Raw genomic sequence first — 24,258 nt, forward strand, 5'->3', positions numbered from 1 at the left:
CTCAGCAGTCCAGTGGGTTGCGCTTGTCCGGATCGATGCCGAACTTGACGATAGCGTCAGCCACCACTTTCGGTTCGATCTCGCCACGGTCAGCCAAGGCTTCCAGGGCAGCCAGCACCACGAAGTGACGGTCGACTTCGAAGAAGTGACGCAGCTTCTTGCGGCTGTCGCTGCGACCGTAACCATCGGTACCCAGGACTTTGAACTCTTTGCTCGGCACCCACTGGCGAATCTGTTCGGCGAACAGCTTCATGTAGTCGGTGGAGGCGATGACCGGGCCTTTGCGACCGTTCAGGCACTCTTCGACGTAAGTCAGCTGAGGCTTCTGGCCAGGCTTGAGGCGGTTGGCGCGTTCCACGGCCAGGCCGTCACGACGCAGTTCGTTGAAGCTGGTGACGCTCCACACGTCGGCACCGACGTTGAACTCTTCACGCAGGATCTTCGCCGCTTCGCGGACTTCGCGCAGGATAGTGCCGGAGCCCATCAGCTGAACGTGGTGCGCGGCTTCGCGGGTGTCTTCTTCGAGCAGGTACATGCCCTTGATGATGCCTTCCTCGACACCGGCCGGCATGGCTGGCTGCTGGTAGGATTCGTTCATCACGGTGATGTAGTAGAAGATGTCCTGTTGCTCTTCGGTCATCTTCTTCATGCCGTCCTGGATGATCACCGCCAGCTCGTAGCCGTAGGTCGGATCATAGGTGCGGCAGTTCGGGATGGTGCCCGCCATCATGTGGCTGTGACCGTCTTCGTGCTGCAGGCCTTCACCGTTGAGGGTGGTACGGCCGGCGGTACCGCCGATCAGGAAGCCACGGGTGCGGCTGTCGCCAGCGGCCCAGGCCAGGTCGCCGATACGCTGGAAGCCGAACATCGAGTAGAAGATGTAGAACGGCAGCATCGGCTGGTTGTGGCAGCTGTACGAGGTACCGGCAGCGATGAACGACGACATGGCGCCGGCTTCGTTGATGCCTTCCTCGAGGATCTGGCCCTTCTTGTCTTCGCGGTAGAACATCACCTGGTCTTTATCGACTGGCTCGTAGAGCTGGCCGACCGACGAGTAGATGCCCAACTGGCGGAACATGCCTTCCATACCGAAGGTACGGGCTTCGTCCGGGATGATCGGGACGATTCGCTGGCCGATTTCCTTGTCCTTGACCAGCTGCGCCAGGATGCGCACGAAGGCCATGGTGGTGGAAATTTCACGGTCGCCCGAGCCATCCAGGATCGCTTTCAGCGTTTCCAGGGATGGGGTCGGTACGCTGAAGCTCTTGGCGCGGCGCTGAGGTACGAAGCCACCCAGGGCTGCGCGGCGCTCGGCCAGGTACTTGGCTTCGGCAGAACCTTCTTCCGGCTTGAAGAACGGCAGGTTCTCGAGGTCGGCATCCTTGACCGGGATGTCGAAGCGGTCACGGAAGTGACGCAGGCTGTCGACGTCGACCTTCTTGGTGTTGTGCGCGGTGTTCTTGGCTTCGCCTGCACCGGTGCCGTAACCCTTGATGGTCTTGGCCAGGATGACAGTCGGCTGCTCTTTGTGGTTCACCGCCTGGTGGTAAGCCGCGTAGACCTTGTACGGGTCGTGGCCGCCACGGTTGAGCTTCCAGATCTCTTCGTCGGACAGGTCTTCGACCATGGCCTTGAGCTCTGGGGTGTTGAAGAAGTTCTCACGCACGTAGGCGCCGTCTTTGGCTTTGTAGTTCTGGTACTCGCCATCGATGACTTCGTCCATGCGGCGCTGCAGGGCACCGTTGGTGTCCTTGGCCAGCAGTGGGTCCCAGAAACGGCCCCAGACGACTTTGTTGACGTTCCAGCCACCGCCACGGAACACGCCTTCGAGTTCCTGGATGATTTTGCCGTTACCGCGAACCGGGCCGTCGAGGCGCTGCAGGTTGCAGTTAATGACAAAGATCAGGTTGTCCAGCTTCTCGCGGCCAGCCAGGGCGATTGCGCCCAGGGATTCCGGCTCGTCGCACTCGCCGTCGCCCATGAAGCACCAGACCTTCTGCTTGCCGGCCGGGATGAAGCCACGGGCTTCCAGGTACTTCATGAAGCGTGCCTGGTAGATCGCCTGGATCGGGCCCAGGCCCATCGAAACGGTCGGGAACTGCCAGAAGTCAGGCATCAGCCAAGGGTGCGGGTACGAAGACAGGCCTTTGCCGTCCACTTCCTGACGGAAGTTGTTCATCTGGTCTTCGCTGATGCGCCCTTCCATGAAGGCACGGGCGTAGACGCCTGGCGAAGCGTGGCCCTGGAAGAACACCAGGTCGCCGCCGTGTTCTTCGGTCGGGGCCTGGAAGAAGTAGTTGAAGCCGATGTCGTACAGGGTGGCACTGGAGGCGAAGCTGGAGATGTGCCCGCCCAGGTCCGAGTCTTTCAGGTTGGTGCGCATGACCATGGCCAGAGCGTTCCAACGCACCAACGAGCGAATGCGGCGTTCCATGAACAGGTCGCCAGGCATGCGTGCTTCGTGGGTGACAGGGATGGTGTTGCGGTATGGCGTGGTGATCGCATACGGCAGCTGGGAGCCACTACGGGTGGCCAGCTCGCCCATACGGGTCATCAGGTAATGAGCGCGGTCTTCGCCTTCTTTGTCGAGGACCGACTCCAGGGCATCCAGCCATTCCTGGGTTTCGATTGGATCGAGGTCTTGCATGGCTTGCTCCAGGGCGGAAAGGCAACCAGAATCGATTGCCTGAGTTTGCGACTGGCCTTATGGGCAGACGTCGTGAATTCTTGGATTACCGGAGTGTGATCCGGCGCCGTGTAGTTTTACTACAAATGCATTCGCATTTCATGCTTTTAGACAGTCGGGGTAGTAGTAAAACTACAGAAATGCGGCTTTTGGTCGCACCCCTGCTTGTGGGGAAAAACGTTCATGTTGGTTGGCGGTGTGTCGCGAACGGGTGATTCTTGATGTTTTTTGCCAGTGATTCGTTTTTTTTAGCTATTTCCAACTTTTGTATGACAGTCCAACCGTGGTCCGCCTTCCATTTGGCCGCCTTTACCCCTCTCTTTCACGCCGATCAAGGATAGTCCATGCGCCTGCCTTTGCCGCTCGATCTGCCCGCCACCCTGCAACCGCTGGTCGCTCGTAATCAGCAGTTCCTCAGCGATGCCGTGGCTGGCCACCCTGAACTCGACCTGAACGCTTGGAGCCCTGCCCATCGGCAACAGTTCGACCAGGTTGCCGCCGCCAGCGACTTCGTCCTCGGCCAGGCCCAGCGCGAGCCGGCCATGCTGTTTGCGCTGATGGCCAGTGGGGAACTCGAGCGGCGCTATGCGCCCGGTGAATTGCGCGCGCAGGTCGCTGCCGTGGCCCAGGCCGCGCAAAGCGAAGACGCGCTTGCGCGTAACCTGCGCCGCGAGCGCAACCGTCAGCAGGTGCGCATCATCTGGCGCGACATCACCCGCCAGGCCGAACTGGGTGAAACCTGCCGCGACCTCTCCGACCTTGCCGACGCCGCCATCGACGAAGCCTATCAATGGCTGTACCCACGCCATTGCCAGCAGTTCGGCACGCCCATCGGCCACCGCAGCGGCCAGCCGCAGCACATGGTGGTGCTGGGCATGGGCAAGCTGGGGGCGGTAGAGCTGAACCTGTCGTCGGACATCGACCTGATCTTCGCCTTCCCCGAAGGCGGCGAGACCGAAGGGGTCAAGCGCTCGTTGGACAACCAGGAGTTCTTCACCCGCCTGGGCCAGCGCCTGATCAAGGCCCTGGACCCGGTCACCGTCGACGGTTTCGTGTTCCGCGTCGACATGCGCCTGCGCCCCTATGGTTCGGCCGGTTCGCTGGTACTGAGCTTCAATGCCCTGGAACAGTACTACCAGGACCAGGGCCGTGACTGGGAACGCTACGCCATGATCAAGGCCCGGGTAGTGGCCGGTGACCAGGTGGCAGGCGCCCAGTTGCAAGAGATGCTGCGCCCGTTCGTCTATCGCCGTTACCTGGACTTCTCGGCCATCGAGGCCCTGCGCACCATGAAGCAGTTGATCCAGCAGGAGGTGCGGCGCAAGGGCATGTCCGAGAACATCAAGCTGGGTGCCGGCGGCATCCGCGAGGTGGAATTCATCGCCCAGGCCTTCCAGCTGATCCACGGCGGGCGTGACCTGAGCCTGCAGCAACGGCCCTTGCTCAAGGTGCTGGCGACCCTCGAAGGCCAAGGTTACCTGCCGCCGGCGGTGGTGGCCGAGCTGCGCGAAGGCTACGAGTTCCTACGCTATACCGAGCACGCCATCCAGGCCATCGCCGACCGCCAGACCCAGATGCTGCCAGACAGCGAGACAGACCAGGCGCGTGTCGCCTATATCCTGGGCTTCGCCGACTGGCAGGGCTTCCATGACCAGTTGATGCAATGGCGTGGCCGTGTCGACTGGCACTTCCGCCAGGTGATCGCCGACCCGGATGACGAAGACGGCGAGGGTGAGCTGGTGGTGGGGGGCGAGTGGTCGCCGCTGTGGGAGCAGGCGCAGGATGAAGACGCCGCCTGCCGGCAGCTTGAAGAAGCCGGCTTCAAGCAGCCGGCCGATGCCTTGCGCCGCCTGGCCGGGTTGCGCTCCAGCCCGCAGCTGCGGTCGATGCAGCGCATTGGCCGCGAGCGCCTGGATGCCTTCATCCCACGGCTGCTGGCCCAGGCCGTCGAGCATCAAGACCCTGATCTGGTGCTTGAGCGGGTGCTGCCGCTGGTTGAGGCGGTCGCGCGGCGTTCGGCCTACTTGGTGCTGCTCACCGAAAACCCGGGGGCCCTGCGCCGGCTGTTGACCTTGTGCGCGGCCAGCCCGTGGATCGCCGAACAGATTGCCCGCTACCCGTTGCTGCTCGACGAACTGCTCAACGAAGGCCGGCTGTTCAGCCCGCCACTGGCGCCGGAGCTGGCCAGCGAACTGCGCGAGCGTTTGACGCGCATCCCCGAGGACGACCTGGAGCAGCAGATGGAGGCGCTGCGCCACTTCAAGCTGGCCCACAGCTTGCGTGTGGCCGCCTCGGAAATCAGCGGCAACCTGCCGTTGATGAAAGTCAGCGACTACCTGACCTGGCTGGCCGAAGCCATCCTTGACCAGGTGCTGGCGCTGGCCTGGCGCCAGACAGTGGCCCGCCACGGCCAGCCCAAGCGCAGTGATGGCAGCCTGTGCGACCCGGGTTTCATCATCATTGGCTACGGCAAGGTCGGTGGCCTGGAACTGGGCCATGGCTCGGACCTGGACCTGGTGTTCATCCACGACGGTGACCCGCAGGCCGAAACCGATGGCGACAAGCCCATCGACAGCGCGCAGTTTTTCACCCGCCTGGGCCAGCGCATCATCCACCTGCTGACCACCCAGACCAACTCCGGGCAGCTCTACGACGTGGACATGCGCCTGCGCCCCTCCGGCGCTTCGGGGCTGCTGGTGAGTTCGCTCGGTGCATTCGAGCGCTATCAGCAGAACGAAGCCTGGACCTGGGAGCACCAGGCCTTGGTGCGGGCCCGCGTGCTGGTCGGCTGCAAGCAGGTGGGCGCAGCATTCGAAGGCGTACGCGCCAGGGTGTTGGGGCAGGCTCGTGACCTTGAGAAGTTGCGCACCGAAGTCAGTGAAATGCGCGCCAAGATGCGCGGCAATCTCGGTACCAAGGCTACCGCCGCCGGCACGGCGGCGAATGCGTTCGATGCCGGGGTTGCGTTCGATATCAAGCAGGATGCCGGCGGTATCGTCGATATCGAATTTATGGTGCAATACGCCGCTTTGGCCTGGTCTTTTGACCATCCGGCCATACTTCGATGGACCGATAACATCCGCATTCTGGAAGAGCTGGAGCAGGCGGGCTTGATGCCGGCCAGTGACGCGGTGCTGTTGCGCGAGGTGTACAAGGCGTTCCGTTCTGCCTCCCACCGCCAGGCCTTGCAGAAGCAGGCCGGGGTGATCGATGCGGCGCAGTTTGCCGATGAGCGTCGTGAGGTACGGCGCATCTGGGGCGAGCTTGGGCTGAGTTGAAATTGCCGGGGCCGCTTGGCGGCCCTTTCCGACCGGTCCGGCGCCCCGGCAGGGCCGCTCCGGGGGCCTGGAGGCCCATGTTCCACCACCGGTGGTACACTGTCCGCCACATAGCCTGAATATAAAGAGGGGAGGCCAGGCTGTACCGCAGCCTGCAGCCTCCCCGAGCGTTTCTGGACTAAGCATGAGAATACTGATCATTGGCCCCAGCTGGGTCGGCGACATGGTAATGGCGCAGACCCTGTTCCAGTGCCTGAAACAGCAGCACCCCGACTGCGTGATCGACGTGCTGGCGCCCGAGTGGAGCCGGCCGATCCTCGAACGCATGCCCGAGGTGCGTCAGGCCTTGAGCTTCCCGCTCGGCCATGGCGCGCTGGAGCTGGCCACACGGCGGCGCATCGGCAAGTCCCTGGCCGGCCAGTACGACCAGGCGATCCTGCTGCCCAACTCGCTGAAATCGGCGTTGGTACCGTTTTTTGCCGGTATCCCCAAACGCACCGGCTGGCGCGGCGAGATGCGTTTCGGCCTGCTCAACGACGTGCGCAAGCTGGACAAGGCGCGCTACCCGCTGATGATCGAGCGCTTCATGGCCCTGGCCTATGCGCCGGGTGCCGAGCTGCCGCAACCCTACCCGCGCCCCAGCCTGCAGATCGAGGCGCAGAGCCGCGACCTGGCCCTGGCCAAGTTCGGCCTGGCGCTGGACCGCCCGGTGCTGGCGTTGTGCCCTGGTGCTGAGTTTGGCGAGGCCAAGCGCTGGCCGGCCGAGCACTACGCCGCCGTGGCCGATGCCATGATCCGCCAGGGCTGGCAGGTGTGGCTGTTCGGCTCGAAAAGCGATCACCCGGTTGGTGAGCAGATTCGCGACCGGCTGATCCCGGGGCTGCGTGAAGAATCGTACAACCTGGCGGGTGAAACCTCGCTGGCCGAGGCCATCGATTTGATGTCCTGCGCCGATTCGGTGGTGTCCAACGACTCTGGGCTGATGCACGTGGCCGCCGCGCTGAACCGCCCGCTGGTCGCCGTCTATGGCTCGACCTCGCCGGGCTTCACGCCGCCGCTGGCCGAGCACGTCGAAGTGGTGCGCACCGGCATCGAATGCAGCCCTTGTTTCGACCGTACCTGCCGCTTCGGGCACTACAACTGCCTGCGCCTGCTCGAACCGCAGCGCGTCATCGCCGCCTTGCACAGCCTGGGTGGTCCGAACCTGATCGATACCGTGGCCGAGGTTGACTAAGTGCGGGTACTGATCATCAAGACTTCGTCGCTGGGGGATGTGATCCACACCCTGCCGGCAATCACCGATGCCGCCCACGCCATACCGGGCATTCGTTTCGACTGGGTGGTGGAAGAAGGCTTTGCCGAGATCCCCAGCTGGCACCCTGCGGTCGACGAGGTGATCCCGGTGGCGATCCGGCGCTGGCGCAAGCATCTCTGGCAGACCCTGAAGAGCGGCGAGTGGAAGGCGTTCAAGCAGCGTGTTCGCGCGCGCAAGTACGACCTGGTGATCGATGCCCAGGGCCTGGTCAAATCGGCCTGGCTGACCCGCTACGTCAAGGCACCGGTGGCCGGGCTGGACCGCTACTCGGCCCGCGAAGGCCTGGCCAGCCGCTTCTATGACCGGCCGCTGTCGGTCGCGGTTGGCCAGCACGCCGTGGAGCGGGTGCGTCAACTGTTCGCCATGGCCCTGGCCTATGACCTGCCGGAAGGCATCGGCAACTACGGCCTGGACCTCGATCGCCTGCAATTGCCGCCAGCTGCCCCCTACGTGGTATTCCTGCACGGCACCACCTGGGCCACCAAGCATTGGCCCGAGGCCTACTGGCGCGAGCTGGCCGAGCGCATGGGCCGGCGCAAGCTGCAAGTGCGCCTGCCCTGGGGCAACCCGGCCGAGAAGGCGCGCGCCGAGCGTATCGCCCAGGGCTTGAACAACTGCCAGGTGCTGCCCAAATTGAACCTGGTCGGCGTCGCCCGCGTGCTGGCTGCGGCCAAGGCCTGCGTGGCCGTGGACACCGGCCTGGGCCACCTGGCCGCAGCGCTGGACGTGCCGACCATTTCGCTGTTTGGCCCGACCAACCCTGGCCTGACCGGCGCCTATGGCCGCGCCCAGGTTCACCAGGCCAGCGATTTCCCCTGCGCGCCCTGCCTGCAGAAGAAGTGCACCTACAAACCGAGCGCCGATGACCTGCGCCGGTTCGATCTCAAACGCGAGTGGCCACTGTGCTTCACTCGCCTGAATCCCGAGCATGTGGCGAGCCGCTTGAGCGCGTTGCTGCTGGCTGAGGATGTTCGTTAATGCAACTGGCTTTCGTGCTTTACAAATATTTCCCCTTCGGCGGGCTGCAGCGCGACTTCATGCGCATTGCCCTGGAATGCCAGAAGCGCGGCCATCAGATTCGCGTGTACACGCTGATCTGGGAAGGTGATATTCCGCCGGGCTTCGAAGTGCTGGTGGCGCCGGTCAAGGCGCTGTTCAACCACCGGCGCAACGAGAAGCTCAGCGCCTGGATGGCCGCCGACCTTGCCAAGCGCCCGGTCGACCGCCTGATCGGCTTCAACAAGATGCCGGGGCTGGACGTGTACTACGCCGCCGACGGCTGCTTCGAAGACAAGGCCCAGACCCTGCGCGGCGGCCTGTACAAGCGCTGGGGCCGCTACCGGCACTTTGCCGAGTACGAGCGGGCGGTGTTCGCCAAGGATGCGAAAACCGAGGTGCTGATGATCTCCGAGGTGCAGCAGCCGCTGTTCGTCAAACATTACGGCACCCCGGCAGAACGCTTCCACCTGCTGCCGCCGGGCATTTCCCCGGATCGCCGCGCGCCGGCCAATGCCGCCGAGATCCGCGCCGGGTTCCGCAAGGAATTCAACCTGGCGGACGATGACCTGCTGCTGGTGCAGATTGGTTCGGGGTTCAAGACCAAGGGCGTCGACCGCAGCCTCAAGGCCTTGGCCGCACTGCCGTCGGCGTTGCGCAAGCGCACCCGCCTGATGGTCATCGGCCAGGACGACCCCAAGGTGTTCCAGCTGCAAAGCGCCACCCTAGGCTTAGGTGACCAGGTGCAGTTCCTCAAGGGGCGTAGCGACATCCCGCGCTTCCTGCTGGGCGCCGACCTGCTGATTCACCCGGCCTACAACGAAAACACCGGCACCGTGCTGCTCGAAGCCCTGGTGGCAGGCCTGCCGGTGCTGGTGTCCAAGGTGTGTGGCTACGCCCACTACATTGCCGAGGCCGACTGCGGCCTGGTCCTGGACGAGCCGTTCGAGCAGGAACAACTCAATGGCTACCTGCAACGCATGCTCGAAGACCCGCAGGCGCGCGCCGACTGGTCGCGCAATGGCCTGGCCTTTGCCGATACGGCCGACCTGTACAGCATGCCGCAGCATGCTGCCGACGTGATCCTGGGGCAGACCGCATGAAGCTGATACTGGCCGAACCCTTCAAGCGCCTGTGGGCCGGGCGTGATGCCTTCGAGGCCGTGGAAGCGCTGCAAGGCGAGGTATACCGCGAGCTGGAAGGCCGCCGCACACTGCGCACCGAGGTCGAGGGCGAAGGCTTTTTCGTCAAGATCCACCGGGGCATCGGTTGGGGCGAGATTTTCAAGAACCTGTTCAGCGCCAAGCTGCCGGTGCTCGGTGCCGGCCAGGAATGGCGAGCCATCCAGCGTCTGCACGAGGTCGGTGTGCCGACCATGACCGCAGTCGCCTATGGCGAGCGCGGCAGCAACCCGGCCACCCAGCACTCGTTCATCGTCACCGAAGAGCTGGCGCCGACCATCAGCCTGGAAGACTTCAGCATCGACTGGGTCAGGCAGGCGCCCGAGCCACGCCTCAAGCGTGCGCTGATCGCCGAAGTGGCGAAGATGACCGGTGGCATGCACCGCGCCGGGGTCAACCACCGCGACTGCTACATCTGCCACTTCCTGCTGCACACCGACCGCCCGGTGACGGCAGACGACTTCAAGCTGTCGGTCATCGACCTGCACCGTGCCCAGACGCGGGCGAGCATCAGCCGCCGCTGGCGTGACAAGGACCTGGCCGCGCTGTATTTCTCGGCGCTGGACATCGGCCTGACCCGTCGCGACAAATTGCGTTTTCTGCGTGGCTACTTCCAGCGCCCGCTGCGCCAGGTGCTTGCCGAAGAGGCCGCGCTGCTCGCCTGGCTGGAACGCAAGGCGCAGAAACTCTATGACCGCAAGCAACGTTATGGGGATGCACTCTGATGTCGGGTTGGACACTGGCGCCCGGCTACGAACACCTGGCGGCGGATTTCGGCAGCCTTGATGCCGTCTTTGCCATCCAGGGCGAACGCTTGACCCGCGACCCGCTCAGCGAGGTGGTGCGCATCGAGCGTGACGGCGTCAATTACTACGTCAAGCGTTACACCGGCGCCGGCAAGCACATGCGCCGTTACCTCGGCAGGCCGCGCATCAAGGCCGAATGGCAGAACCTCAAGCAGTTCGCCAAGTGGGGCATCCCCACCGCCGAAGTGGTCGCCTGGGGCCTGGAACGCAAGGGCCTGGCGTTTGGCCGGGGGGCGATGATCACCCGTGAACTGCCGCGCACCGAAGACTTGTCGGCGCTGGCCGAGCGCAATGATGCACGCCTGGCTGACCGGGCCTGGGTCGAGCATGTCAGCCAACAGCTGGCGCGCCACACTCGGGTCATGCACGAGCACCGTTTCGCCCACAACGACCTGAAGTGGCGCAACTTGCTGGTCGACGACCAGGGCACGCTATTCTTCATCGACTGCCCGACCGGCGACTTCTGGCGCGGTTTCATGTGGCGGCACCGGATGATCAAAGACCTGGCGTGCCTGGACAAGGTCGCCAAATACCACCTGTCGGCGACCCAGCGCCTGCGTTTCTACCTGCAATACCGCGGTCGCGACCGGCTCAATGCCCGCGACAAGAAGCGGATCCGCCAGGTGCTGAGCTTTTTCGAGGGAAGGGAATGACCGATTACCTGGCCAGCGCAGACCTCGCGCTGCTCAAACGCCACGGCTTGAACGACTTCGAGGCGCTGTGGGCGCTGCAGCTCGATGCCGTGGACGAGCCCAACACCGGGCGCGGGGGCTGGAGCAGCGTGTTCCGCCTGGAGCTCGAAGGCAAAGGCTACTACCTCAAGCGTCAGAGCGACTACCTCACCCGCACCCTGCACAGGCCCTTCGGCGAACCGACCTTCGCCCGCGAATTCCGCAATATCAGCCGTTACCAGAAGCTGCACATCCCGGCTTTGCAGGCGGTGTTCTATGGCGAGCGCAAGCAGGCCGGCCAGCACCGGGCAATCCTCATGACCCGGGCGCTGGACGAATGGGCCGACCTGGACAGCCTGTTGGCCCAGTGGCCGCAGCTGGGCGACGCCGAACGCAAAGGCATCCTTGAAGCCTGCGGCCAGTTGGCGCGCACGCTGCACAGCGCCGGGCAGGTACATGGCTGCTTCTACCCCAAGCATATTTTCTTGCGCCAGCGCCGCGAGGGCTGGGACGCGCAACTGATCGACCTGGAAAAGACCCGCCCGCTGCTGTTCGGCATGCGTGACCGGCTCAAGGACCTGGAGCCGTTGCTGCGCCGTGCCAGTGCCTGGAGTGAGGCGGATGTGCGTCAGTTGCTGGCGGCCTACCTGGCGCAGCCGGCGGACAGCGCCCTGGTCGACAACTGGCTGCAACGGCTGACGCAACGCCGTCGTGAAAAAGAGGCCCGCTGATGCGTTTGTCTGAACTGAAAGCTGCCGGGCGCACCCCGGCATTGCCCTTGAGTATCACCCTGGCCGATGCCGCCGGTAGCGCCGACCTGCAATTGTTCAGCCTGCTGCGCGTACTGCCCGGCCAGCGCTATGTCGGTGCCGGTGTCTGGCGTGGCACGCCGGTGCTGGCCAAGTTGCTGGTGGGGGGCAACGCTGCGCGGCATTTCCAGCGCGAGTTGCAGGGCGTGAAGCTGTTGGCCGAGCAAGGCCTGACCACGCCGAAGCTGCTGGCCGATGGCTTGAAGGAAGGCGAGGGTGGCTGGCTGTTGTTCGAGTTTCTCGATGGTGCAGAAAGCCTGGCCGATGCCTGGGCCGCCGTTGAGCACCTGCCGGTACTGGCCGACGAACAGCACCTGGTGCTGGGCGAAGCGCTGACCGCGGTGGCGCAGATGCACGCCAAGGGCCTGTGGCAGGAAGACCTGCACCTGGACAACCTGCTGCGCCACGGCGCCAAGCTGTACCTGATCGATGGCGCGGGCATCAAGGCCGAGACGCCGGGCCAGCAGTTGTCGCGCCCGCGTGTGCTGGAAAACCTCGGGGTGTTCTTCGCCCAGTTGCCCAAGCGTCTGGAGCCCTTTATCGAAGAGCTGCTGGTGCATTACCTGCTGGCCAATGCCGAGCACGCGTTGCCGATGGAAGCGCTGCAAAAGCAGATCGACAAGGTGCGCAGCTGGCGCCAGAAGGACTACCTGGAAAAGGCCGGCCGCGAGTGCACACTGTTCAGTGTCGAGCGCAGCCTTTCGGGCCTGCGGGCGATCCGCCGTGGTGAAGTCGAAGCGATGCTGCCGGTGCTGGCGCAGGCCGATGCGCTGATCGACAACGGGCACCTGTTCAAGACCGGCGGCGCCGCCAGCGTGGCTCGCATCGACGTCGATGGCCGCCCGCTGGTGCTCAAGCGCTACAACATCAAGAACACCGCGCACTGGTTCAAGCGCTTCTGGCGCCCGAGCCGGGCCTGGCACTCGTGGATCGAAGGCCATCGCCTGGAGTTCCTCGATATCGCCACACCGCGCCCGTTGGCGGTGCTGGAGCAACGGGTGATGGGCCTGCGCAGCCGTGCGTACCTGGTCACCGAATTCGTCGATGGCCCGGACCTGACCGCGTGCTTTGCGCCCTATGTGGAAAACGGCGAGGCGCCTGAAGAGCAGGTCGATGCGTTGGTCAAGGTGATGCAGCAACTGATCCGCGAGCGCATCAGCCATGGTGATTTCAAGGGCCACAACCTGTTCTGGCACAACGGCCAATGGTCGCTGATCGACCTCGACGCCATGTGCCAGCACGCCACCGGGCTCAGCTTCGCCCCGGCCTACGCCCGTGACCGGGCGCGGCTGCTGCGCAACTGGCCGAGTAGCTGTGCCCTGCATCAGCGCCTCGACCGGTTGCTGCCACGGCTCGCCGAGTAGCCTTCGGGCAGCGCCAGCCAATCGCTGCTGCGCCCGGCCTGGCGCACACGGATGCGCCATTGGTGGTCTTGCCAGCGCAGGATCGCCCACGGCACCACGCCGGCTTGCTGGGCGTGGGGGATGAGCAGGTGGTAGCGCCCGGCGAGCAGGTGCGCGCGCAGTGGCAGTTGCCCGGCAGCGGTTTGCAGGTAGAGCTGGTCGTCTGCGCGGTACAGCCCTGCCAGCGCATCCACCGCCTCACCCGCCAGCGGCGGTTGCAGGCGGCAGTCGGCGAGCAACTGCGCAAGATCCGGCAGGCCGTCGTACCACAGCACCGGTGAGTCGATGACCCAGTTGCCATCGGCCAGGCGTTTGACCGGCTGCTGCAAGTAGGCATCGGGTTGCATCGGGTCGATGACCCGCCAGCGACGGCCGTCGAACGCGACCTTGTAATAACGGCCGTGGGCGTCCTGGATGTAATACAGGCTCAGCCCTTCGAATGCCGATGCTTTCTCGAAAACGCCCTCGCCGTGCACACCGTCAATGGTGTAGCGCAGGTTATCGAGTGCAGGCGTGATGCTGTAACGCGAGGGCAATGGTAATGGCGGTTGTGTCGGCATGCCACGCATCATCCGGCGCATCAGGCCGGTGCTGACCATGCTGGTGCCGGCATCGTTGGCATAGCTCAGGGCGTTGTAGGTATGGGTCAGCACGCCGTCGATGTCATCTTGGCCAAAGGCGTCCACCCCACCCCAGATCTCGATGGCCATGCGCCCCAGCGCAAGTGGAAGTTGCACCCGGGCAGGCAGTACCAGGCTGATCATGTCTAGCAGGCGCCAGGCCAGGTCGGCGCCTTGCTGGAGGTCGGCTTCCCCGGTGGTACGGCTGTCGGCATCGACCTTGGCCAGCCAGGCGCGCACCTCGGCCCTGTAGCAGGCGAAAAACAGCTCGTCGTCGATCGCCGGGGTGCGCAGTACGGGGCTCAGCCGGCCTTTGTTCAGCAGCCGTTCGATGCCTGCGGGTGCCAGCAACGGCAGGCGGCCCGCCATGTAGGCGCGCAGGGCGGGTTGTTTGCGCAGTAGGCGCATCAGTTCGCGCGCATTGCTCAGCCCCCGCCAGGCGCGGCGGTCGGGTGCGTCCGGCGTGTAGAGGATGAACGCGCCCACGCCGGCGCCCTCGGCATTGATCAGCAACACGCCTTGCAAGGTATGGCCATGGATCGTCAATTGGCGCACGGTGACGCGCTGTCCGTCCACCGGGGGGCGAAGCGCGTTATGCGGATAGTCCAGCACCTGACGCACCCAACGGTAGGCTCGCTCATCGGGGTTGCGGGCGAGATGCCCGGCATAGCGCGCCTTGGCCGCCTCGGCGTACATGCGGGCGCGGTTGACCAGGGCATGGGCGTTCAGCCGCCACCCCCCGACCGGGGAATCGATCAATTGGGTTTTCAGGTAGGCATGATAGCTGCCACCGACATTCAGGTGCCTGATCATCGCCTTGATGTAGGCCGGGTTCAGTGCCTCGGGTAATGGCTTGCCGTGACGGTGGGTTACCCGGGCGGTGAGCCAGTAGTCGTAGTCGAACCAGGCCACGTTGCGCAATGCCAGCTCGTGTAGCGGGTAGCTCTCTCTGATCAGTTCGATCATCTGGCCGCCGACGTGCTCGAAGCCTCGCCAGGTAACGTAGCTTGAAGGGTGAAACGGATTCAACTGCGGGCCTGCCTGCCGGCTGTGCACGACATGGATCATGATGTCTGCGGCTGCGTAGCGCAGGCCATGATCGTGGCGCAGGCGTTCTTCGACGCGCGCGCGCGCCCAGCCCTGCAGGCTGTCCTGCTGGCGGAACTGCCCCAGGGTGAGGATGCCCGGGGCGGCGACGCGATTGCCGGCGGCTACCAGTTGTTGCATCGTCTGCATGATATGCGTAAGCCCCTGGGGCCCTGCCTTGCTCAACCAATTGGGCAGGTTTTTTTCCAGCAGCAGGCCGTAGCGGGTGTCGAGCAAGGCTTGCTTGCCGGCTTCAGCCGCCACTGAAAGGGCATTGTGCAGCGTCTCGACGGCCGGTGCCGGGGCACCCTGGGCGCTTGCCCAGGCTTGGTTGACACGCAGGCGCTGCGCTTCGATCAGGCTGTCGACCTGGGCTTGCACCGGGTCATCGGGATACCATTCGTAGCGTAGCCGGTCGGCCTTGGCGGCGTTGCCGATACGCGCGTCATCAACCAGCAGGCGCAGCAGTGGCGGGCCTTGCAGTGGGTCGTCGAGGCGCTCGCACAGCTCAAGGTGCAAGTCGGCCAGTGAGGCGTAGGCCTCGATGCCCTGGGCCAGGCCGCACAGCAAGGCCGGGCCCAGGGCCTGCTCTGGGGTGAGCTCGGCAGCCTCGTCGTTGCCGGTGACGACCACGAACATACCCGGCAGCACCGCGCGGCTGTGGGGCTGGCTACGGCTGAGGACCAGGCGGTACACCTGGGCACGCGTGGCCACCGGCTGGGGCCTCCGTTGCCAGGCGTTGGGCAGGTCGAGGCACAGGCTGAGGGCGTCGGCCTCGGGGGCGGGCAAGGTCCCGTCGGCCAGGCGCAGTGTCAGCTCGGCGTGCATCAGGGCGCGGCGCAGGTCGCCGAGGCGCACCCTGCGCGAGCGGCCTTGGGTGTCGCAGGCGGCCCAGTATTCCGCCAGTTCGCCCTGCAGTTGCTGTCGGCTGAGCGGTTGCCGGTCGGCGGCCGGTAATTGCGCCAGCAGGGCGATGATCTGCTGGTCGAGGAATTCGATGCGTTCCAGCGGTAGCATGTTGCGCTCCTTTCTTAAGGGAGCCGCAACGTTAGGGCCCAGGGCAAGGGCCGGAGCGGTAGCCGGTTATCGACTGCAAAGCCCGCGCAGGCTGAGGATGGCGGGCACGCCGAGGCCCAGCCAGGCCAGGGCGTCCCAGGCACCGTCACCCAGCAAGGCGGCAAACAGGCCGGCGGCTCCGAGCACGCTGATGGCGGCCGGCCAGGCGAAGATCCGCCAGGATGATCGAGAGGCGTGGCTCATGCCCGCACCTCCCGGGCTTTGCGCTGCTTGCTTAGCCACAGGTACAGGCCGCTGCCGAGCACGATGATGGTCAGCACATCCAGCACCGCCCAGAGAATCTGCATGGGGCGCCCGCCGTAGTCACCGAAGTGCAGTGGCTGGGACAGGCCCATGGCGTCCATGTACCACGGGCGTTCGCCCACTGCCGTCACGTGCAGGGTGCGCGCATCGATCAGCACGGGGGTGAGCAGGTGCGAGGTCAGGTGAGTGGCGCCCTTCATGAACACGGCGTAATGGTGCTCGCTGGAGAACCGCGTGCCGGGGAAGGCGATGAAGTCCGGGCGCATACCGGGCGCGGCCTGCTCGGCGATGTCCAGCAGGCGGCTGGCCGGGGCGCGCTCGGTGAGCGGCGGGGCGTTACGGTAGGGCGCGACCATGGCGGCCAGGCTGTCGTTGCGCCAGGCGGCGATCACCAGGTCGGACAAGGCACTGATCACCCCGGTGACGCCAACGGTCAGCGCCCAGGCCAGGGTCACCACGCCAATCAAGTTGTGCAGGTCGAGCCAGCGCAGGCGGCGGGATTTGTCGTGGCGCACCGTGGCGAAATCCAGGCGGCGCATGAACGGCGCGTAGAGCACGGTACCAGAGATGATCGCCACGACGAACAGCACACCCATGAACGCCAGCAGCAGCTTGCCGGGCAGCCCGGCGAACATGTCGACGTGCAGGCGCAGCATGACCATCATGAAGCCGCCGTTGGCGGCGGGCATGGCGACAGCTTCGCCGGTGCGGGCGTCGAGCATGAAGGTGTGTGACGAATTGGGCTCGGTGCCTGCGGTGGCGGCGGTGATCGCCACCACGCCGTTGCGTTCGTCCTCGTCGTAGCCGAAGTACTGCATCACTTCGCCGGGGCGATGCTGCTCGGCCTTGAGTACTAGTTGCTGCAGGTCGAGGTGCGGGGTGCCTGCGGGCATCTCGCGCAGCTCGGGGGCATCGCCGAGCAGATGCTCCAGCTCGTGGTGGAAGATCAGCGGCAGGCCGGTCAGCGCCAGCAACAGCAGGAACAAGGTGCAGACCAGGCTGCTCCAGGTGTGGATCGCGGACCAGCGGCGGATGGTTGAGCTTTTCATTTCATTTTCTTTCTCGACGTTCAGAAAGACCAAAGCCGCCCCTGGGGGGCGGCTTGGTCGGCGAGCTTGTCGTCAGGTCATCACCATTTGTAAGTGGCGCTGGCGACCACGCTGCGCTCATCGCCGTAGTAGCAGTAGTAGCTGTCACACGTGGAAATGTAGTCTTTGTTGAACACGTTGGTGGCGTTGACCGCCACCGAGGCACCCTTCAGGCTGTTGTCCAGGCGCCCCAGGTCGTAGTGCACGGAGGCATCGAACACGGTGTAGGCGTTGGCCTTGCCCAGGTAGGTATTGGCCTGGTCACCGTAGGTGTTGCCGGTGTAGCGCGCGCCACCGCCGATGCCGAAGCCGTCGAGTACGCCGGTGTGCCAGGTGTAGTCGGCCCACAGCGAGGCTTGCTGGTTGGGTATCAACTGCAGGCGGTTGCCTTTGTACAGGCCGTCCTGCACTTCGGATTTGGCCAGGGTGTAGGCGGCAACTACCTTCAGGTTTTCGGTAACGTCGGCAACCGCTTCGAGCTCCAGCCCGCGCACCTTCACTTCGCCGGTCTGGCTGGTGAAGGTAATGCCACCGATGTTGTTTGTGACAGAGACGTTTTTCTGCGTCAGGTCATACACGGCGGCCGACAGCAGGGTGCTGGAGCCCGGCGGCTGATATTTGATGCCCAGTTCCCACTGCTCGCCTTCGGTCGGCTTGAACGACTCCGTTGCCGAGACACTGGCATTGCTAGACGGCTGGAACGACTCGGCATAGGAAAGGTACGGCACGAAGCCAGAGTCGAACACGTAGCTGATTGCCGCGTTGCCGCTGAACTTCTTGTCACGCTCGGTACTGGTGGCATCGCCCTGGTTGAAGAACTTGGTGCCGGTGTGCACCCAGTCTTCACGCCCGCCCAAGGTCAGGCGCCAGTTGCCCAGCGCCATCTGGTCCTGGACGTACACGCCGGTCTGGCGGGTTTTCTGGTTGTAGTCGTAGAACGCCGTGGAGCGATCCGGGCGTGTGATCGGCAGCCCGTAGACGGGGTTGATGACGTTGCTGTCTGGCACGTTGAAGCCGAAGATCGACAGGTAGTTGGTGTTGACGCGCTGGTGGTCCAGGCCCATCAGCAGGGTGTGGCTGATGTCCCCGGTACTGAAGTCAGCCTGAAAGTTGTTGTCCACTGCGAACTGGCTGATGTCTTCATCGGTGTTGGTGGACATGCGGCTGACGGTGCCATCGTCCTGCACGGGGCCACCGGGCTGGTAGTAGCTGCCGGGGGTGATGGTCTGGAACGCCAGGTCGGTCTTGGTGTAGCGCAGGTTCTGGCGGAACTGCCAGACATCGTTGATGCGGTGCTCGAAGGCATAGCCCAGCGCGTAGTAGGTACGGTCGTAGAACTCGTAGTCCGGGTCACCCAGGTTCTTGTGGTGCGAGATCTTGCCGAATGGCATGTCGATCTTGGTGCCCTGGATGGGCCGGAACTGGCTGGTGGCGCCGGTATCGTCGCGGGTGAACTGGGTCAAAAGGGTCAGCGAGGTGTCTTCGTCGATGTTCCAGGTCAGGCTTGGGGCGATGTTGTAGCGCTTGTCGTCGATGTGGTCGATCTGCGTGCCGCCATCGCGAATCACGCCACTGACGCTGTACAGGAACTGGCCTTGGTCATCGATTTTGCCGGTGCTGGCGAAGTTGATCTGGCGGTGATTGTCGCTGCCGTACTGCACTTCGATTTCGTGGCTGCTTTCGGCCTGTGGGCGGCGGCTGACCATGTCCAGCAGGCCACCCGGTGGGGTCTGGCCATAGAGCGAGGAGGCTGGGCCGCGCAGCAGCGCGAGGCGGTCCAGGTTCCAGGTTTCGGCTTTCGGATTGGCGTATACGCCACGTGGCAGTGGCAGGCCATCGAGGAATTGGGTCGGCTCGAAGCCGCGCACGCGCATCCAGTCATAGCGGGTGTCGCTGCCGAAACTGGCAGAGACGATGCCGGGCATGTAGCGCACCGCATCATCCAGGCTGTGCACGCCGCGGTCAGCCATTTGCTGGCGCGTGGCGACGGAAATGGAGCGGGGTATTTCGACCAGTGCGGTATCGGTTTTGGTGCCGGCGGCGCTGCGCTTGGCGAGGTAGCCCTCTACCGGGCCCCACGCGCTTTCGCTGATGCTGGCAGCATTCACGGTGATTTCTGGCAGCGCCAGGGTGCCATCCGGGACGGCCACCAGGCTGTAGCTGCCGACGCTGCTCTGCTGCAACTGCAACCCGCTGCCGCGCAGGGCGGCCTGCAGGGCGCCGATGCCGTCGTACTGGCCGGTGACGGGCGCCGAAGTGCGGCCGCTGACCAGTGCTGGGTCGATGGCCAGGGCGATGCCCGATTGGCTGGCGATCTGGTTGAGGGTGCTGGCCAGGGGGGCGCTGGGCAGGTCGTAGGCGCGCAGGGCGGATTGCTCGGCGGCGAACAGGGCAGGGCTGGCCAACGGCGCAGCCAGGCCAATGGCCAGGGCTATCAGGCTGGGGCGCAGGATACGATCGACAGTACGGGACATGCAGCGGCTCCTCGACGGATAAGTGCTTACTGCTTCCTTGCCGAGCGAGATTTCAAAAGTGACAGGGGGGTGTCATGAAAAAAGCGAGATTGTTTGCAGGGCGGCCACAGGCCGCTACTACTGGGGCTGAACCGTTACCCACCACGGGGTATGCCGCTCGATCTTCACCGGCAGTGCCGGCACCAGCGATGCCAGGGCCAGGTCGATGTCGGTCAGCGGGAAGCTGCCGGTAACACGCAGGTCGGCGACCTCGTCTGCCACCCCGAGGTGGCCGCTGCGGTACTTGCCGAGGGCAGCGACCAGGTCAGCCAGGCGTACGTTGTCCACCACCAGCATGCCGCGGGTCCAGGCATCGGCACCGACGTCGACCGTGCCGACCTGGCCGAGGCCGTTGGCATCCATGAGCACCTGCTGGCCTTCGCGCAATACCTGTTCGTCACCACTGTTCAGCGGCATGGCCGCGACCGAGGCCTGCAGCACTTCCAGGCGTGTTCCGTTGGCCTCACGGCGCACCAGGAAGCGCGTGCCCAGCGGGCGCAGGCGGCCGTCGTCGGTGCGTACCAGCAACGGGCGTGGGTCTTGGTGGCCGGTCTCGACCGAGATTTCACCCTGGTGCAGCACGATCACCCGTTGCGCGCCTGCGTAGTCGATGTCCACTGCTGTGTGGGTGTTCAGGCTCAGCAAGGTGCCGTCTTCCAGGCGCAGGGTGCGCAGCTCGCCGGTGGCGGTGCGTTGGTCGGCCAGCCAGTAGTGCGCTGACAGCGACGGGGCGCCGACCCAAGCCAGCAACGAACCCAGCAGGAACATGCCCGCCAGGCCACCGCCCACCTTGCCGATGCGCCGGCGCAAGCCGGCACGCGATTGCAGCAGCGCCTGGCGCGCGGGCCCGGCAGCGGCGCTGACGCGCTGGTCAAGGCAACCCAGCTGGCGCCAGGCGCGGGCATGCTCTTCGCTGGCAGCGTGCCAGCGCATGAACTCACTGCGTTCATCTGGCGTGCCGCTGCCCTGGTCCAGGCTCAGCTTCCAGGCAATGGCTGCATCCAGCACCCGCGACGAGACCGGTGAACCGTTCACGTCGGCTCCCCGTACAAGGCCACATAGCACTGGCGCATGCCCTGGGCGATGTACTGGCGTACCCGCGAGACCGAAACACCAAGGCGCTCGGCGATTTCGGCGTGGCCCATGCCGTCCAGGCGGTTATGCAGGAAGGCCGCACGGGCCTTGCTCGACAGCTTGCCAAGCAGGCGGTCGATGGCCTTGAGGTCTTCGAGAATCAGGTGCTGGATTTCGGGGGAGGGCTGTTCGGCTTCCGGCAGGTGGGCGAGTTCGGCCAGGTAGGCCTGCTCCAGTGCGGCGCGGCGGAAGTGGTCGAACAGCAGCCCCTTGGCCACGGCGGCCAGAAAGGCGCGCGGCTCGCGGGGCGTGTCTAGTTGCTCGCGGCCGAGCAGGCGCACGAAGGTGTCCTGGCTCAGGTCTTCGGCACGTTGGCGGCAGGCCATGCTGCGTTGCAGCCAGGCGAGCAGCCAGCTGCGGTGATCGCGGTAAAGCGCACCGACCAGCTCGGCGTGTGGGCTGTGTGCAGAAGACAAGCAGCGTCCCCCCGGAACGAATGCATTAACTAACGATAATTATTCGCGATTGTTGCAGAGGCGGGGGGCGCCGCGCAATGGACGCTTATCGGATTGCCACCAGGGCGGGGCTTCCAGGCGCTGAATCATCCAAGCCCTACAAACCGTGACTCTGTGCCGCACGCCGCCGCCACCCGCGCAACCGCTGCTCAAGTTGCAACGGGCTGTCGAGCTGCTGGCGGCGAGCCTGGCTGAACAGGATCAACGCCAGTTCGGCAGTGACCTGGGCATCGGCGCTGGCATGGTGGCGCTCTTCAACCTGCAGGCCAAAGCGGGCGACCCAGTCATCCAGCCCGGCTTCGCGCAGTACCGTGTCGGGGTTGAGCATCGGCGCCAGTTCAGCCACATCCAGGAACGGCACCTGCAGGCGATAGCCCAGGCTTTCCTTGAGCGCCCGCGCCAGCATGCGCTGATCGAAAGGCGCATGGAACGCCAACACCGGGCTGTCGCCAATGAAGTCGAGCAGGTCGATCAACGCCTCGACTGGGTCGCAACCCGCGGCCAGGGCACTGGGCCCTAGCCCGTGAATCAGCACACTGGCGTTGGTCTTCTGGGAGGGGCGGTACAGAGTGCGTTCGAACTGCTGGGCAAAGTCGATGGCACCGTCCTCGATGGCCACGGCACCGATCGACAGGACCTGGTCGCGGTTGGGGTTGAGGCCACTGGTTTCCAGGTCCAGCACCACCCAGCGCTGTTCGCGCAACGTGCACACCCCCAGCGCAGCCGGCTTGGGCAACTGCGCCAGGCGTTGGCGCGCGGTGTCGTCCAGCGTGGGCAGGCTGGGGCGCAGCCAGGCGAACAGGCTCATAGCTGGTACCGCAAGGCCAGGCTGCTTTGCAGGCGCTGGGCCTGGCGCAGCGACTCACGCAGGATGCGTCGGTCCAGGTGGTTGAGGCTGTCGGGGTCGACGCGGTTGGAGTAGGGCAGGTTATCGCGGGTCTGGCGCTGGTGCTGCTGCATGCGGGTCTGCTGGATGAAGTGGTAGGCCTCTTCGTAAGCCGCACCGTCGAGTGGTTCGATGATGCCCTTCTGCACCAGCTGGCGCAGGCGTTCGAGGGTGTTGCAGGCGCCGATGCCGTTGGCCAGGGCCAGCAGGCGCGCACCATCGACGAAGGGCGTCAGGCCTTGCACCTTGAGGTCGAGGGTGGCGGCCTTGTCGTTGCCCTGGCGGGTCAGCACGAATTCGCGCAGGCGCCCCACCGGTGGGCGTTGGCGCAGGGCGTTGTCGGCCATCATACGCTGGAAAATGCGGTTGTCGGCGACCTGGGCCAGCAGGCTCTGGCGCAGTTGTTCACAGCCTTGCTCGTCACCCCAGACCACGCGCAGGTCGAAATAGATGCTCGAACCCAGCAGGTTTTCGGGGCTTGCCTCGCGGATGAATCCTGCAAAGCGCCGCGCCCATTCCCCGCGTGACAGGCACAGCGCGGGGTTGCCGGCCATGACATTGCCTTTGCACAGGGTAAAGCCGCACTGTGCCAGGCACTGGTTGATGTACTGCGCCAGGGGCAGCAGGCGGGCACGGATCGCGTCGGCTTCGGCGCTGTCGCGGGCCTCGAACAGAATGCCGTTGTCCTGGTCGGTGTGCAGGGTCTGCTCGCGCCGCCCCTCACTGCCGAAGCACAGCCAGCTGAACGGCACGCCTGGGTCGCCGCGTTCGGCTATGGCCAGTTCGATCACCCGGCAGACTGTGTGGTCGTTGAGCAAGGTGATGATCTGGGTGATCTGCGTCGACGAGGCGCCATGGGCGAGCATGCGCTCGACCAGCTGGCTGATCTCACCGCGCAGCGACACCAGGGTGTCCAGGCGCGGGGCATGGCGGATGGTACGCGCCAGGTGCACCAGGTCGACACGTTGCAGGGAGAACAGGTCACGCTCGGAAACCACCCCGCACAGGCGCTGGTTGTCCACCAGGCAGACATGCGCGATATGCCGCTCGGTCATGGCCATGGCGGCATCGAAAGCACTGGCCTGCGGGCTGAGGTAGAACGGCCTGGCGGTCATGTGCCGGTCGATGGGCGCGCCCAGGTCGGCATCCGCGCCCGCCACCACCTGGCGCAGGTCGCGCAGGGTGAAGATGCCGATCGGGTAGCGCTGGGGGTCGACCACGACAATGCTGCCGACCTGCTGCTCGTGCATCAGCCGCACGGCGTCGCGCAGCGGCGTGTCGGGGTTGCACACCACCGGGTGACGCATGGCCAGCTCGCCCAGGGGGGTGTTCAGCGAGTACTGGGTGCCGAGGGTTTCCACGGCGCGTTGGCGCACCTGCTGGTTGACCTGGTCGAGCAGGCTGCTGACCCCGCGCAGGGCAAAGTCGCGAAAGGCTTCCGACAGGGAGAAGACGCGGATGAAAGCGGCCTTGTTCAGTTGCAGGCAGAAGGTGTCCTCACCGGCCAGGTGCTCGGTGCGGGTGGCGCGCTCGCCAAGCAGGGCGGCCAGGGGGAAGCACTCGCCGCTGGTGATCTCGAAGGTGGTCTCCACACCGGGTTTGACCAGGTGCTGGCGTTCGCCGACCACGCGCCCTTGTTTGACGATGTAGAAGTGCTCGACCGGGCCGTCGGCGGGTTTGACGATGCTTTCGCCACTGGCATAGAAACGCAGCTGGCACTGCTCGACCAGATACGCCAGGTGGCTGTGCTCCATCTGGTTGAAGGGTGGGAAGCGCTGCAGAAACTGCAACGTACCTTGTATGTTCTGCAGCACAGCCGTCCTGCCCGCCTGGCTGTAGGCGTCCTTTTTACTCATGACACTGACCGTATCGCTACGCCGAACTATATATATCTATATATAGGTGCCGGCCTTGTTGTTCTCGGTCCCCATGGTCGGCTGGCTGAGGTGTGGTGCCCATTGGACGTAAGTCTATGGGCGGCGTGTGATCAATATCGCAAAGCGCGGTCTTA

At 64.9% G+C, this 24,258-nt stretch carries 17 protein-coding genes; 8 read left to right on the forward strand and 9 right to left on the reverse strand.

Annotation, left to right across the window (positions count from 1 at the left end; all coding sequences use genetic code 11):
• Nucleotide 1: 1 nt before the first annotated feature.
• Nucleotides 2–2,647 carry a pyruvate dehydrogenase (acetyl-transferring), homodimeric type gene (gene aceE / locus HU766_RS15670; protein WP_033703119.1) on the reverse strand — a complete coding sequence of 882 codons (2,646 nt, stop codon included), beginning with the start codon at nt 2,645–2,647 and terminating at the stop codon, nt 2–4.
• Nucleotides 2,648–3,030: 383 nt separating this feature from the next.
• On the opposite strand from aceE, the gene glnE reads away from it, so the two are divergent.
• From glnE to HU766_RS15710, 8 genes are all read left to right on the forward strand, one after another.
• Entirely contained in the window at nt 3,031–5,964 is a 2,934-nt protein-coding gene (glnE, locus tag HU766_RS15675) for a bifunctional [glutamate--ammonia ligase]-adenylyl-L-tyrosine phosphorylase/[glutamate--ammonia-ligase] adenylyltransferase (protein ID WP_186658558.1), read from the forward strand.
• A gap of 184 nt (nt 5,965–6,148) precedes the next feature.
• On the forward strand, nt 6,149–7,198 hold the full coding sequence (waaF, locus tag HU766_RS15680) for a lipopolysaccharide heptosyltransferase II (protein ID WP_033703117.1): 1,050 nt from the start codon (nt 6,149–6,151) through the stop codon (nt 7,196–7,198).
• Nucleotides 7,199–8,257, forward strand: coding sequence for a lipopolysaccharide heptosyltransferase I (waaC, locus tag HU766_RS15685; protein WP_033703116.1), 1,059 nt, complete (start codon nt 7,199–7,201; stop codon nt 8,255–8,257).
• Nucleotides 8,257–9,378 carry a glycosyltransferase family 4 protein gene (locus tag HU766_RS15690; RefSeq protein WP_186658560.1) on the forward strand — a complete coding sequence of 374 codons (1,122 nt, stop codon included), beginning with the start codon at nt 8,257–8,259 and terminating at the stop codon, nt 9,376–9,378. Before waaC ends, HU766_RS15690 begins: the two co-directional genes overlap by 1 nt.
• Entirely contained in the window at nt 9,375–10,181 is an 807-nt protein-coding gene (rfaP, locus tag HU766_RS15695) for a lipopolysaccharide core heptose(I) kinase RfaP (protein WP_186658562.1), read from the forward strand. The genes HU766_RS15690 and rfaP overlap by 4 nt, the downstream gene beginning before the upstream one ends.
• Complete coding sequence (locus HU766_RS15700) at nt 10,181–10,915, forward strand: lipopolysaccharide kinase InaA family protein (RefSeq protein ID WP_033703113.1); 735 nt, start codon at nt 10,181–10,183, stop codon at nt 10,913–10,915. Before rfaP ends, HU766_RS15700 begins: the two co-directional genes overlap by 1 nt.
• A complete protein-coding gene (locus HU766_RS15705; protein ID WP_047583687.1) occupies nt 10,912–11,664 on the forward strand; it encodes a lipopolysaccharide kinase InaA family protein in 753 nt (250 codons plus the stop codon). The genes HU766_RS15700 and HU766_RS15705 overlap by 4 nt, the downstream gene beginning before the upstream one ends.
• On the forward strand, nt 11,664–13,106 hold the full coding sequence (locus HU766_RS15710; protein WP_186658565.1) for a lipopolysaccharide kinase InaA family protein: 1,443 nt from the start codon (nt 11,664–11,666) through the stop codon (nt 13,104–13,106). Before HU766_RS15705 ends, HU766_RS15710 begins: the two co-directional genes overlap by 1 nt.
• Here HU766_RS15710 and HU766_RS15715 read toward each other — a convergent pair.
• The 8 genes from HU766_RS15715 to HU766_RS15750 all read right to left on the reverse strand — a co-directional run bounded on the left by HU766_RS15715 (nt 13,067) and on the right by HU766_RS15750 (nt 24,103).
• Nucleotides 13,067–15,868 carry a DUF6543 domain-containing protein gene (locus tag HU766_RS15715; protein ID WP_186658567.1) on the reverse strand — a complete coding sequence of 934 codons (2,802 nt, stop codon included), beginning with the start codon at nt 15,866–15,868 and terminating at the stop codon, nt 13,067–13,069. The two genes, HU766_RS15710 and HU766_RS15715, sit on opposite strands and share 40 nt — an antisense overlap.
• Nucleotides 15,869–15,934: 66 nt before the next feature.
• Nucleotides 15,935–16,111, reverse strand: a complete 177-nt coding sequence (locus HU766_RS15720; RefSeq protein WP_077068766.1) for a hypothetical protein — start codon at nt 16,109–16,111, stop codon at nt 15,935–15,937.
• Nucleotides 16,108–17,220: a PepSY-associated TM helix domain-containing protein gene (locus tag HU766_RS15725; RefSeq protein WP_186658569.1), complete on the reverse strand. Its 1,113-nt coding sequence runs from the start codon at nt 17,218–17,220 to the stop codon at nt 16,108–16,110. Before HU766_RS15725 ends, HU766_RS15720 begins: the two co-directional genes overlap by 4 nt.
• An 80-nt stretch (nt 17,221–17,300) precedes the next feature.
• Nucleotides 17,301–19,733 (reverse strand): TonB-dependent siderophore receptor, encoded by a 2,433-nt coding sequence (locus HU766_RS15730; RefSeq protein WP_186658571.1) that lies wholly within the window; start codon nt 19,731–19,733, stop codon nt 17,301–17,303.
• A 117-nt stretch (nt 19,734–19,850) separates the two neighbouring features.
• Complete coding sequence (locus HU766_RS15735) at nt 19,851–20,807, reverse strand: FecR family protein (protein ID WP_186658574.1); 957 nt, start codon at nt 20,805–20,807, stop codon at nt 19,851–19,853.
• Nucleotides 20,804–21,322, reverse strand: a complete 519-nt coding sequence (locus HU766_RS15740; RefSeq protein WP_047583689.1) for an RNA polymerase sigma factor — start codon at nt 21,320–21,322, stop codon at nt 20,804–20,806. Before HU766_RS15740 ends, HU766_RS15735 begins: the two co-directional genes overlap by 4 nt.
• A 136-nt stretch (nt 21,323–21,458) precedes the next feature.
• A complete protein-coding gene (locus tag HU766_RS15745; protein ID WP_186658578.1) occupies nt 21,459–22,169 on the reverse strand; it encodes a 3'-5' exonuclease in 711 nt (236 codons plus the stop codon).
• On the reverse strand, nt 22,166–24,103 hold the full coding sequence (locus HU766_RS15750) for a putative nucleotidyltransferase substrate binding domain-containing protein (RefSeq protein WP_095065455.1): 1,938 nt from the start codon (nt 24,101–24,103) through the stop codon (nt 22,166–22,168). The genes HU766_RS15745 and HU766_RS15750 overlap by 4 nt, the downstream gene beginning before the upstream one ends.
• Between the last annotated feature and the right edge of the window lie 155 nt (nt 24,104–24,258).

This window comes from Pseudomonas sp. SWRI77 (genome assembly GCF_014269105.1).
Lineage (GTDB): Bacteria > Pseudomonadota > Gammaproteobacteria > Pseudomonadales > Pseudomonadaceae > Aquipseudomonas > Aquipseudomonas capeferrum.

Coding starts and splice junctions, on each gene's coding strand:
- aceE (WP_033703119.1), bottom strand. CDS start 2,647: ATGCAAGACCTCGATCCAATCGAAACCCAGGAATGGCTGGATGCCCTG.
- glnE (WP_186658558.1), top strand. CDS start 3,031: ATGCGCCTGCCTTTGCCGCTCGATCTGCCCGCCACCCTGCAACCGCTG.
- waaF (WP_033703117.1), top strand. CDS start 6,149: ATGAGAATACTGATCATTGGCCCCAGCTGGGTCGGCGACATGGTAATG.
- HU766_RS15690 (WP_186658560.1), top strand. CDS start 8,257: ATGCAACTGGCTTTCGTGCTTTACAAATATTTCCCCTTCGGCGGGCTG.
- rfaP (WP_186658562.1), top strand. CDS start 9,375: ATGAAGCTGATACTGGCCGAACCCTTCAAGCGCCTGTGGGCCGGGCGT.
- HU766_RS15700 (WP_033703113.1), top strand. CDS start 10,181: ATGTCGGGTTGGACACTGGCGCCCGGCTACGAACACCTGGCGGCGGAT.
- HU766_RS15705 (WP_047583687.1), top strand. CDS start 10,912: ATGACCGATTACCTGGCCAGCGCAGACCTCGCGCTGCTCAAACGCCAC.
- HU766_RS15710 (WP_186658565.1), top strand. CDS start 11,664: ATGCGTTTGTCTGAACTGAAAGCTGCCGGGCGCACCCCGGCATTGCCC.
- HU766_RS15715 (WP_186658567.1), bottom strand. CDS start 15,868: ATGCTACCGCTGGAACGCATCGAATTCCTCGACCAGCAGATCATCGCC.
- HU766_RS15720 (WP_077068766.1), bottom strand. CDS start 16,111: ATGAGCCACGCCTCTCGATCATCCTGGCGGATCTTCGCCTGGCCGGCC.
- HU766_RS15725 (WP_186658569.1), bottom strand. CDS start 17,220: ATGAAAAGCTCAACCATCCGCCGCTGGTCCGCGATCCACACCTGGAGC.
- HU766_RS15730 (WP_186658571.1), bottom strand. CDS start 19,733: ATGTCCCGTACTGTCGATCGTATCCTGCGCCCCAGCCTGATAGCCCTG.
- HU766_RS15745 (WP_186658578.1), bottom strand. CDS start 22,169: ATGAGCCTGTTCGCCTGGCTGCGCCCCAGCCTGCCCACGCTGGACGAC.
- HU766_RS15750 (WP_095065455.1), bottom strand. CDS start 24,103: ATGAGTAAAAAGGACGCCTACAGCCAGGCGGGCAGGACGGCTGTGCTG.